The organism is Sphingomonas sp. (assembly GCF_023266535.1).
Lineage (GTDB): Bacteria > Pseudomonadota > Alphaproteobacteria > Sphingomonadales > Sphingomonadaceae > Sphingomicrobium.
Genome location: NZ_JAHFPY010000090.1, coordinates 1 through 9,860 on the forward strand (window position 1 = coordinate 1; position 9,860 = coordinate 9,860).

Consider the following 9,860-nt stretch of genomic DNA (forward strand, 5'->3'; position numbering starts at 1 on the left):
GCACGACCCAGCCGATCAATGCGATTTTCCGGCGCGCGTTCGAGCGGGCGGGCTTGCCCTATTTCAACCCACACAGCTTCCGCGACATGCTGGTGCGCCACGCTATGGGGTTGGACCTGCCGGCGGAGACAATGAAGGCCTGGTCGCAGAACCTTGGCCATGCCGACGTACTGACCACGTTCACCAGTTATGGCCAATTGCCCGCGCATCGGCAGGGGGAGTTGATACGGGCGCAAGGTCAGCCGCGCCGGCATGACACACTCAGTGATCCAAATGTCATCGCACTGATCGCCGCAATTCGGGGATCTGGATGCCCGCATTGATCCGGGGCGAACCGGTTGGGGAATTGGCCAACCAAATGCGAACAAAAAATCTGGGCTGACTTGTTTCGACGGGGGCCTTTTTGGGGGCTTTTTCGTATTGGTCAGGAAAATACTATATTATTATCAACTACGTAGGCAAGTTATTCGAGTCCTCTCCTGGCACCATCATCGCGCACAGGATGTGCGGGGCACATCCGAGCAAGACGATCAACTCAGCCCCTCCAAAACTAGTCGCCTCCATCTGCTCGTCCGGCGTCGAGATCTCTTTTCAACATTGACACTAATTAACTTATTAGTTAAATAGCTGGTCGATGGACAAGGTTTTCGAAGCACTGGCATCGACGCCCAGGCGCAAGATCCTCGCCTATCTGTCGGAAGTGGACCTGACCGCGGGCGAAGTCGCCGCGCGGTTCGACATGAGCAAGCCGGCAATTTCGAAGCACCTCCAGATCCTCGAGAATGCCGGACTGGTGAAGAGCGAGAAGCGCGGACAGTTCGTCCATTATTCGCTCGTCCCCGACAATCTGACCAACACGCTCAACGGCTTCGTCCAGCGGCTTTGCCCAGTTTCCACGCCGCTCAGGCGTGAGAGTGCGGCCTTGCGAAAAGAGCGTTCCAGCAAATCCAGAAAATAGGGGGTGGCGATGCAGCTGGTGTCGGGATCGGAGCGAATCATCGCCGGCGCCAATTGCGATCCCGTCCAGGGCAGGGTGCGATGGGCCCTGGCCAAGTCGCTGTGGATCGGCGCGATGACCGCATCCGCGCTGGTCCTCGGCCCACTCCATTTCACCTGGGGCGCCTTTGCCCTCTTCATCGTCACTTGCGGTATAACGCTGTGCGCCGGCCATTCGGTCGGAATGCACCGCCGGCTGATCCACAACAGCTTCGCCTGTCCGCTCTGGCTCGAATATCTCTGCGTCTATCTCGGCGTTTTGGTCGGCATGGCCGGCCCGATCGGCATGATCCGGCTGCACGACATGCGTGATTGGGCGCAGCGCCAACCCGCTTGCCACGATTATTTCGCCCATCGGGCAGGCTTCTGGCGGGATGGCTGGCACCAGCTTCATTGCCGTCTCGACTTGAGGAGCCCGCCCGAGTTTTTGCTTGAACGGCGTCTGGCGAACGATCGTGTTTACGCCTGGATGGAGCGGACTTGGATGCTCCAGCAGCTGCCATGGGCGCTGCTTTTCTTCGCGATCGGCGGAATGCCCTGGCTCGTTTGGGGTGTCGCCGCCCGTGTCGCCGTCTGCGTGACGGGCCACTGGCTAGTCGGCCATTATGCACACCGCGAGGGCGGCCAGACCTGGGTCGTTAGCGGCGCTTGCGTCCAGGGCTATGACGTCAAGCTCGCCGGCCTGATCAGCATGGGGGAGAGCTGGCACAACAATCACCATGCCTTTCCCGGTTCGGCCAGGCTCGGTCTGGAGCCCGGCCAGGTTGATCTTGGCTGGATGCTGCTCGTGGCGTTCGCGCGCGTCGGCCTGGCCTGGAATATCGTGACGCCCGACGAATTGCCCCACCGGCCGGCACTCCGGCGGGTGGCCGAACGCGGCGAGGGCTGCCCGCTGCTGGCCCGGCTGTTGGCGGAGGCCTAGCCAATGGCAGAACGCCGCGGCGTCGGCCAATGGCTCGCTGAAGCTAGCCGGACCAAGACCTTTCAGGTTGTTGTCGGCACCTTGTCCGGCGTGGCGATCATCGTCCTCGCCGTCGCCATTTCGGCCCTTGTGTTCCACGCCTATGGCTGGGGCCTGTTCGTCCTGACGCCATTCGTGGTGGGCATAACCACAGGCTTTCTTGTCAACCGTCATGAGTTGCAGAGCATGAAGGCGACCAACGGGCTCGTGCTGCTATCCGCCGCCCTCGGCTGCTTTGGGCTGATCCTGTTTGCACTCGAAGGGCTGATCTGCCTGATCCTGGCGTCGCCGTTGGGTGCGCTCGCCGCCATTGCTGGAGGTGCGGTTGGTCGAAGGGCCGCTCGGATCGGCAAGGACCCTATGGGACCCATCTACTGTGTTGCCCTGCTGCCGGCGATGTTCATGGTCGATGCGGCCTTTCCCCCGACAACTACATTTCCCACCAGCGAAAGCATCATCGTCGAAGCCGCAGCACCGAAGGTCTGGGACGCGGTGATTAGCGATGAGCTGATTCAAGTGCCGCCCACACTCGCCGGGCGGCTGGGGCTCGCCTATCCGCAGCGGGCCCACCTGTCAGGCAGAAGGGTGGGGGCCGTTCGCACCGGCTATTTCTCCACGGGAGAAACGCGTGAACAAGTCACGAACTGGGACGAAGGCAGGTCGCTGGGCTTCATGGTCCTCACCCAGCCACCCGCAATGAAGGAAATGAGTCCCTACCAGCGGGTCCACGCCCCTCACGTGAACGGATATTTCGAAACCGGAGAGACCCAGTTCCTGCTCGAACCGCTCGGGCCGCAAAGAACCCGCCTGACCATCCGCGCCGCCCACCGCCTCAAAATTGATCCGATCATCTATTGGGAACCGATCGCCCGCTGGGCGGCCAGCAGCAACACCCGCCGCGTGCTGCAAGACCTCAAGCTGAAGGCGGAAACCGACGCCAGCTGACAGTAGATCTCAAACCCGCGCCAGCGCGTCCTTCCAGCCGGCCAGCCTGCGCTCGCGCTCGGCATCGCCCATCCTGGGCTCGAAAATCGTCACTGCACCCCGCATCGCCCGGGAAGCGGCCTCCAGATCGGAATGGATCCCGGCCCCGACCGCCGCCAGCATCGCCGCGCCGAGCGCGGTCGTCTCGATGAACTCGGGCCGCTCGACCGTGAGGTCGAGCATGTCGGCCAAATCCTGGGCCAGCCAGTCATTGCACACCATGCCGCCGTCGATCTTCAGCCGGCCCCAGCGCACCCCGTCGGCGGCATAGGCGGTCATCAAATCATGGACCTGGTGCGCCTGCGCCTCCAGCGCGGCACGGACGATATGCGCCCTGGTCGTCGCGAAGCTGATCCCGCTGATCGCCCCGCGTGCTTCCGGCCGCCAGTAGGGCGCACCAAGCCCGGATAGGGCGGGGACCATATAGCAGCCGCCATTGTCGGCGACCGACCGCGCCAGCACCTCGCTTTCGGCGGCAGTGACGATCAGCCCGACGCCATCCCGCAGCCATTGCATCAGGCTACCGGCGACAAACACGCTGCCTTCCAACGCGTAAGCGCGCCCGCCGCCGACCTGGCTGAGCACGGTCGCCAGCAGGCGGTTGGCCGAGTGCGGGGGCGCATCGCCGCTGTTGGTCAGGATGAAGGCGCCGGTGCCAAAGGTCGCCTTGGTGTCGCCGGGCGCGAGGCATCCCTGGCCAATGGTCGCCGCCTGCTGATCGCCGGCCACGCCGCAGATCGGGATGGGCGCACCGAACAGGGCGGGGTCGGTTTCGGCCAGCGCGCCGCAGCTATCGACGATCCGCGGGAGACTGGCGGGATCGATGTGGAACAGGGTGCACAACTCCTCGTCCCAATCGCGGCCGTCCAGCGCCATCAGCATCGTCCGGCTGGCGTTGGTGGCGTCGGTGATGTGGGCCGCTCCGCCGCTGAGCTTCCAGATCAGCCAGCTGTCGATCGTCCCGAACGCCAGCCGCACGCCGGCCGCAACAGTCTCCGGCCGGTTCTTGAGCATCCACTCCATCTTGGACGCGCTGAAATAGGGGTCGAGCAGCAGGCCGGTCCTGGCCTGCACCATGGCTTCATGGCCGGCCGCCTTGAGCTCGGCGCAGCGCTCGGCCGTCCGCCGGTCCTGCCAGACTAGCGCGGTGCCGATCGGCTCGCCGGTCGACTTGTCCCAGGCGACGACCGTCTCGCGCTGGTTGGTGATGCCGATCGCGGCGATGTTGGCCGCTCCGCCCGCCGCATCGACCATCTCCCGTGTGACTGCCAGCGTGTTGGTCCAGATTTCGGCGGCATCATGCTCGACATGGCCGGGCGCCGGATAGTGCTGGGTCAGCGGCCGCTGCGCCGAACCGGCGACCGACCCGTCGGGCCGGAACAGCATCGCCCGGGTTGAAGTCGTCCCTTCGTCGATCACCAGCAGGCAATGCTGGCTCATTCGGCGTTTCTCATCCGCTCGCGAACCATTTCGAATACCGAAGGATAGAGCGGGCTGGCGAACTCAACGCCCGCCTCCCATTCCTTGACCCAGCAGACCGTGCCCTGAATCGTTTCGATGCCGGGAAGGGAGATCCACACCGTGTCGTCTGCTTTCACCCGAACCGGTGCCTCTACCCGGCATCCCTCTGGCGAGAAGTCGAGGATGTTGACGCGCCAGCGATGCTCGCCGGCGCGGCGAAATTCAATGTCCGCACGAAGCGGCACGCGCTCCGCCCGGCGCGGGTCTTCCTTGTCGCTCATGGGTCCGTACCCCTTGCGTTCCGAGCCTACTACGACCCTAACCGCGATTGGTGCCGATGCGAAGAGCCTCCTGTCGACCTTCGGTCCGTTACGGTCTAGCCTGCCTGCGATGCCGCTTTATGAGATCGACGGTACTGCACCGACATTGGGCGAAGGAGCCTGGGCGGCCCCTTCCGCGGACCTGATCGGCGACGTGCGGCTCGGGGCTCGGGCCAGCGTCTGGTTTGGCGCCGTGATCCGGGCCGACAACACCCCGATCATCCTTGGGGACGAGACCAATTTCCAGGATGGCGCCATCGGCCATAGCGATCCCGGCGCGCCGCTGACGCTGGGTGCACGGGTGACCGTCGGCCATCAGGCGATCCTCCATGGCTGCACCGTCGAGGACGAAGCGCTGATCGGCATGGGCGCGCGGATCCTCAATGGTGCGGTGATCGGAGCACAATGCATTGTCGGCGCCGGGGCACTGGTAACCGAGGGCAAACTATTCGAGCCGCGCTCGTTGATTGTCGGCTCGCCGGCCCGGGCGGTGCGGCAGCTCAGCGATGAGCAGGTCGCGCTGCTCCGGATGTCGGCGGCGCATTATGCCGAAAAGGCCGAGCGCTATGCCGCTGGCCTCAAGTTACATCGCTGACACTTGAAAGGCCTTGGCGGCGAGGACCATTTCCGGATCATGATCGACATTAGACCCTTCAACTCGCTGGGCCACGCCAACCACGGCTGGCTCGATGCCCGCCACCATTTCAGCTTCGCCAACTATCATGAGCCGGCCCGTATGGGCTGGGGCGCGATCCGCGTGTGGAACGACGATCGCATCGCCGCGCGCTCCGGCTTCCCGCCCCATCCGCACCGTGACATGGAAATCATCACCTATGTCCGGACCGGCGCGATCAGCCACCAGGATTCGATGGGCAACAAAGGCCGCACTGGGGCTGGTGACGTCCAGGTGATGAGCGCTGGCAGCGGTGTCACCCATGCCGAATATAATCTGGAGGGCGACGAGACGACGCTGTTCCAGATCTGGGTCGAGACCGACAAGCCCGGGACCCAGCCGAGCTGGGGCATGATGCCTTTTCCCAAGGAGGCCCGCGACGGCAGCTTCCAGCTGCTTGCCAGCGGCGATGCGGACGACGGTGCGCTGACCATCCATGCCGACGCCAAGGTTTTGGGTGCCACTTTGGAAGCGGGCAAGAGCATCAGCTACGAGCCCGATCCGGCGAGACACCTCTATCTCGTTCCGTCGGCCAGGGTGCGGATCAACGGAGTCGAGGCCAACGCCCGCGACGGGGTCGCGATCACCGGCGAACAGCGGGTGACGATTGAAGCCGACGCCGACGCCGAATTGGTTCTGGTCGACGCGCGTTAAGGCTCCGCTCAACTTGGAAGCGCTTGTGTCGCCGCAGGTTTCTCGCCAATAGCGGCGGCGCAAGTGTGGCGCCGAGAACGGCGGGCACGCTCATCCAGCAGGGCGGGGGAGAATGACGGCAGGTCGCCGCGTGACAATGCAGGCTTTGGGCGGACTTGCCGCGGCGATGATGCTTGCGGCGCCGGTGGCCGCGCAAAATGCCGCCGCGCCTGCCGCGGTGACGGCTGCTCCGCCTGTATCGACTGACACGGTTGGCCCTTCGCAGCTGCAGAATTTCAACCTCCAGGGCACGGTGACGCGCCCGGCCGAGCGTTCCACTTCTCCGGCGGTGGCCGCTCCGGCACAGCCCCAACTGGTACCGCCGGCCACCAGTAATGCGGTGCCGGCGCAGGCCGATCGCGGACCCGCCGCGGGACCGCCATCGGTGCGGACCAGGCCGGCAGTCTCGACTTCGCAGGCGCCGATCGCGGCGGCGCCGACGGCGACAATCGCCGATGCCGCTCCGCCGTCGCTGCCGCTTGAGGTCAAGACCGGCGCGGCGCCGCAGACCGAGGACGTCGCCGCAACGCCGCCTGCCGCCAGTTTGGCGGGATCACAATCCTTCTTGTCCTGGCCCTGGCTGGCCGCGCTGATCGCGGTGATCGGTGGCGGCGTATTCATCGCCTGGAATCGCCGCGGCAAGAGCCGCCGTCAGGCCGACCCGGGCCGCGTGGCCTTCGCCGGGCTGGTTCCCGATACCGAGGTTGAGCCGGCACCCTTTCCGCCGGCCCGTCCTCGCCCCGACCCGGTACCGCCGCGGGCCCAGCCGGCTCCGCGACCCGATCCGGTTCCCGCGCCGGCGCCGAAGCCTGCGACCAAACCGGCCGACGATGGGCTGGTCAGGTCGACCGGGCTCAAGCCCGAGCTCAATTTCCAGTTCAAGCCGGATCGGGCGGTGATCACCGATCACGAGGTGCTGCTCCAGTTCGACGTGGTGTTGACCAACAGCGGCGCCGCGCCGGCCCGTGATGTGCTGGTCGAGGCCAAGCTGGTTCCGGCCCATGCCGGCCAGGATCAGGAAATCGCAGCCTTCTTCGAGCAGCCTGAAGCGACCGGCGACCGAATGGCGGGCATCCCGCCGCTCGGAAAAGTATCGCTCAAGAGCGCGGTCCGCCTGCCCCTCGATCAATTGCACAGCTTTGAGGTCGACGGCCGCAAGCTGTTCGTGCCCCTGATCGCGTTCAACATCCTGTTCCGGGGCGGTGGCGGGGAAGGCCAGGCGTCAGCCAGCTTCCTGGTCGGCCGCGGCAATGACGGTGACGAGAAACTGGCGCCGTTCCGGCTCGACCTTGGTCCGCGCGTCTTCCGCGGCCTTAGTGCCCGGCCCCACAGCATGGGGCTCGCCAGTTAGAGCGCTGTTCCGACGCTATTATAGCTATGCCAGGCCAGGACCGCTGCCGCACCGCGGTGGGGTCGCCATTTCTCGCCCAACTCGCGCAACTGCTTCTCAGTCGGCTTTCCATCGAGGCCCAGCAGCTTGCCAATCTGAATTTGCACGGCGAGGTCCCCTGCAGGCCAGACGTCGCCGCGCCCTTCAGCGAACAGCAGGTAAATCTCCGCCGACCAGCGGCCAATGCCCTTGATCTGGACCAAATGGGCAATGGCTTCCTCGTCATCCTCGGGAAGGTGGGCGAGGTTGAGTTCGCCCGACAGCACCAGTCCGGCCAGGCTGCGGAGATAGCCGGCCTTCTGGCGCGACATGCCGGCCTCGCGCATTTCCTCGTCGCTCGCCGCGAGCAGGATCTTCAGATTCACGGGCTGGCCGAATTTGGCGGTCAGCTTGTTCCACATCGACCGAGCCGCAGCGACGCTTACCTGCTGGCCAACAATGGTCCTGAGCAGGGTCTCGACTCCCGGTTCGCTGACTCTTGGATCAGGGCGGCCATGGTCCTTTAGCACCTTGGCAAAGGCTTCCTCTCGTTCCGCCAAGGCATCGAGGCTTTGGTGAAGGGAATCGACCGTACGGACCATCAGGCGACACTCGCAGCGTAAAGTGCGACCGCGGCCGCGTTGGAGACGTTGAGGCTTTCCACGTCCTGCGTAATTGGGAGCCGCGCCAGCGCATCGCAATGCTCGCGCGTGTTTGACCGCATTCCCGGCCCTTCGGCGCCCAGCACCAGGGCAACCCGTGGCGGCCCGAGCGCATCCTTGAGGTCGGTCGTGGCCTCGCCAGCCAGGCCGATCCGCCAGAAGCCCGCTTCGGCGATTTCCTCAAGAGCGCGGGCAAGGTTGACGACGCGCGCCCAGGGTACCCGCTCCAGCGCGCCGGATGCCGCCTTGGCCAGCGCGCCGCCTTCCGGAGGCGAATGGCGATCCTGGGTGACAATGCCGACCGCGCCAAAGGCGGCCGCCGAACGGAGGATCGCACCAACATTGTGCGGATCGGTCACTTGGTCGAGCACCAGCAGCACGGCCTTGTCCGGCGCATCGGCAAGCAGGTCGCCCAGCCAGACATCCTCGAGCGGCTCGACCTCGATCACTACGCCCTGGTGCGGTGCGTCATTCGGAACCATCCGGCCAAGATCGGGCGCTTCCGCCCGCATCACCGGCACTTCGTTGGGAAACCGCATGAAGTCCGCGGCTTCTTGCGTCGCCCAGGCCTTCAGCACCCTACGATCGGGATTGTCGAGCGCCGCGGCAACGGCGTGCTTGCCCCAGAATCGTGGACGATTCGGGTTGCCGCCGCTCTTGCCTTTGTTTTTCCGCGCCATCGGCCAGCCCATGCGTCGGCGGCTTGCCTCAGGCAACCCCTTCCGCATCCAGCGCATAGCCGGCCGAGCGGACCGTCCGGATGAGGTCGGGCTCGCCCAGCGCGAGCCGCAAACGGCGGATGTGGACGTCGACCGTCCGTAGCTCGATGTCCTCGCTGTGCGGCCAGACCGTCTCCAGCAGCTGCTGGCGCGAGAAGACCCGCCCCGGATTTTCGAGGAAATGGCGGAGCAGCCGATATTCGGTCGGCCCGAGCTGGATCGACTGGGCATCCCGGCGCACGCGGTGGGCAACCAGGTCCATCTCCAGCCCGGCATAGGACAAGGCTTCGGCGGCCAGCGCCGGACGCACCCGGCGGAGCACGGCGCCCGCGCGGGCAACCAGTTCCTTGGGACTGAACGGCTTGGTCAGATAGTCGTCGGCACCGGTTTCGAGCCCGCGAATCTTGTCGTCTTCCTCGCCGCGCGCGGTCAGCATGATGATCGGCACGTTGGCGGTCGCCTGGCGGCGGCGCAGGCGGCGGCAAACCTCGATCCCGCTGATCCCCTCGATCATCCAGTCGAGCAGGACCAGGTCCGGCTTGACCTCGTCGGCCAGGATCAGCGCTTCCTCGCCGTCACCGGTGCGCGTGACGGCATAGCCGGCCCGGTCGAAATGAAACGAGACCAGCTCGGCCAGCGCTCGATCGTCCTCGACCAGCAACAAGCGTTTGGGGAGCATCGCCACCTCAGTCCAGGTCCGCCAGTGAGTCCGGCCCCTTGGGGCGGTCGACATAATATTGGCCGGTCGCAGCATAGTAGACCATTTCGGCGATATTGGTGGCATGATCGCCAACCCGCTCGACGTTCTTGGCGATGAACAGCAGGTGCGCCGACTGTCCGATATTGTGCGGCTTTTCCATCATATAGGTCAGCAGAGTGCGGAAGATGGAGTTGTAGAAGTCGTCGACCGCCCGGTCGCGTTCGATCACGCGTTCGGCGGCTTCGGCGTCGCGCTGGACAAAGGCGTTGAGCACGTCATGGACCATCTCGGTCGCCATCCGGCCCATCTCCGGAAGCAGTGA

Annotated in this window: 12 protein-coding genes and 1 pseudogene; 7 read left to right on the plus strand and 6 right to left on the minus strand. The window is 65.2% G+C overall.

From position 1 onward, the window contains the following. The 4 genes and pseudogenes from Q0C64_RS12150 to Q0C64_RS12165 all read left to right on the plus strand — a co-directional run. Positions 1-323: pseudogene (locus tag Q0C64_RS12150) on the plus strand (site-specific integrase); the annotation flags it as partial. A 311-nt stretch (positions 324-634) separates the two neighbouring features. Then, complete coding sequence (locus Q0C64_RS12155) at positions 635-958, plus strand: metalloregulator ArsR/SmtB family transcription factor (protein ID WP_294124103.1); 324 nt, start codon at positions 635-637, stop codon at positions 956-958. 9 nt (positions 959-967) lie between these two features. After that, positions 968-1,918, plus strand: a complete 951-nt coding sequence (locus tag Q0C64_RS12160) for an acyl-CoA desaturase (protein ID WP_294124104.1) — start codon at positions 968-970, stop codon at positions 1,916-1,918. A 3-nt stretch (positions 1,919-1,921) separates the two neighbouring features. Beyond that, positions 1,922-2,902, plus strand: coding sequence for an SRPBCC family protein (locus tag Q0C64_RS12165; protein ID WP_294124105.1), 981 nt, complete (start codon positions 1,922-1,924; stop codon positions 2,900-2,902). A 9-nt stretch (positions 2,903-2,911) separates the two neighbouring features. Here Q0C64_RS12165 and Q0C64_RS12170 read toward each other — a convergent pair whose 3' ends face one another. Continuing rightward, positions 2,912-4,381, minus strand: a complete 1,470-nt coding sequence (locus tag Q0C64_RS12170; protein WP_294124106.1) for a glycerol kinase — start codon at positions 4,379-4,381, stop codon at positions 2,912-2,914. After that, positions 4,378-4,683 (minus strand): PilZ domain-containing protein, encoded by a 306-nt coding sequence (locus Q0C64_RS12175; RefSeq protein ID WP_294124107.1) that lies wholly within the window; start codon positions 4,681-4,683, stop codon positions 4,378-4,380. Before Q0C64_RS12175 ends, Q0C64_RS12170 begins: the two co-directional genes overlap by 4 nt. A 109-nt stretch (positions 4,684-4,792) precedes the next feature. Here Q0C64_RS12175 and Q0C64_RS12180 point away from each other — a divergent pair, with 109 nt between their 5' ends. The 3 genes from Q0C64_RS12180 to Q0C64_RS12190 all read left to right on the plus strand — a co-directional run bounded on the left by Q0C64_RS12180 (position 4,793) and on the right by Q0C64_RS12190 (position 7,439). Next, entirely contained in the window at positions 4,793-5,317 is a 525-nt protein-coding gene (locus Q0C64_RS12180; RefSeq protein WP_294124108.1) for a gamma carbonic anhydrase family protein, read from the plus strand. 39 nt (positions 5,318-5,356) lie between these two features. Further along, positions 5,357-6,049 (plus strand): pirin family protein, encoded by a 693-nt coding sequence (locus tag Q0C64_RS12185; RefSeq protein ID WP_294124109.1) that lies wholly within the window; start codon positions 5,357-5,359, stop codon positions 6,047-6,049. Positions 6,050-6,161: 112 nt separating this feature from the next. Then, positions 6,162-7,439: a hypothetical protein gene (locus tag Q0C64_RS12190; RefSeq protein WP_294124110.1), complete on the plus strand. Its 1,278-nt coding sequence runs from the start codon at positions 6,162-6,164 to the stop codon at positions 7,437-7,439. Here Q0C64_RS12190 and Q0C64_RS12195 read toward each other — a convergent pair. The 4 genes from Q0C64_RS12195 to Q0C64_RS12210 all read right to left on the minus strand — a co-directional run. Beyond that, a complete protein-coding gene (locus Q0C64_RS12195) occupies positions 7,436-8,059 on the minus strand; it encodes a DNA-3-methyladenine glycosylase 2 family protein (protein WP_294124111.1) in 624 nt (207 codons plus the stop codon). The two genes, Q0C64_RS12190 and Q0C64_RS12195, sit on opposite strands and share 4 nt — an antisense overlap. After that, complete coding sequence (gene rlmB, locus Q0C64_RS12200; protein ID WP_294124112.1) at positions 8,059-8,799, minus strand: 23S rRNA (guanosine(2251)-2'-O)-methyltransferase RlmB; 741 nt, start codon at positions 8,797-8,799, stop codon at positions 8,059-8,061. Before rlmB ends, Q0C64_RS12195 begins: the two co-directional genes overlap by 1 nt. A 28-nt stretch (positions 8,800-8,827) precedes the next feature. Beyond that, positions 8,828-9,517, minus strand: a complete 690-nt coding sequence (gene phoB / locus Q0C64_RS12205; RefSeq protein WP_294124113.1) for a phosphate regulon transcriptional regulator PhoB — start codon at positions 9,515-9,517, stop codon at positions 8,828-8,830. Positions 9,518-9,524: 7 nt separating this feature from the next. Next, a partial coding sequence (locus Q0C64_RS12210; RefSeq protein WP_294124114.1) for a PhoU domain-containing protein occupies positions 9,525-9,860 on the minus strand: 336 nt, incomplete at its 5' end.

Bases quoted from the DNA above. Each gene is read 5' to 3' on its own strand.
- Q0C64_RS12155 (WP_294124103.1), top strand. From the start codon at position 635: ATGGACAAGGTTTTCGAAGCACTGGCATCGACGCCCAGGCGCAAGATC.
- Q0C64_RS12160 (WP_294124104.1), top strand. From the start codon at position 968: ATGCAGCTGGTGTCGGGATCGGAGCGAATCATCGCCGGCGCCAATTGC.
- Q0C64_RS12165 (WP_294124105.1), top strand. From the start codon at position 1,922: ATGGCAGAACGCCGCGGCGTCGGCCAATGGCTCGCTGAAGCTAGCCGG.
- Q0C64_RS12170 (WP_294124106.1), bottom strand. From the start codon at position 4,381: ATGAGCCAGCATTGCCTGCTGGTGATCGACGAAGGGACGACTTCAACC.
- Q0C64_RS12175 (WP_294124107.1), bottom strand. From the start codon at position 4,683: ATGAGCGACAAGGAAGACCCGCGCCGGGCGGAGCGCGTGCCGCTTCGT.
- Q0C64_RS12180 (WP_294124108.1), top strand. From the start codon at position 4,793: ATGCCGCTTTATGAGATCGACGGTACTGCACCGACATTGGGCGAAGGA.
- Q0C64_RS12185 (WP_294124109.1), top strand. From the start codon at position 5,357: ATGATCGACATTAGACCCTTCAACTCGCTGGGCCACGCCAACCACGGC.
- Q0C64_RS12190 (WP_294124110.1), top strand. From the start codon at position 6,162: ATGACGGCAGGTCGCCGCGTGACAATGCAGGCTTTGGGCGGACTTGCC.
- Q0C64_RS12195 (WP_294124111.1), bottom strand. From the start codon at position 8,059: ATGGTCCGTACGGTCGATTCCCTTCACCAAAGCCTCGATGCCTTGGCG.
- rlmB (WP_294124112.1), bottom strand. From the start codon at position 8,799: ATGGCGCGGAAAAACAAAGGCAAGAGCGGCGGCAACCCGAATCGTCCA.
- phoB (WP_294124113.1), bottom strand. From the start codon at position 9,517: ATGCTCCCCAAACGCTTGTTGCTGGTCGAGGACGATCGAGCGCTGGCC.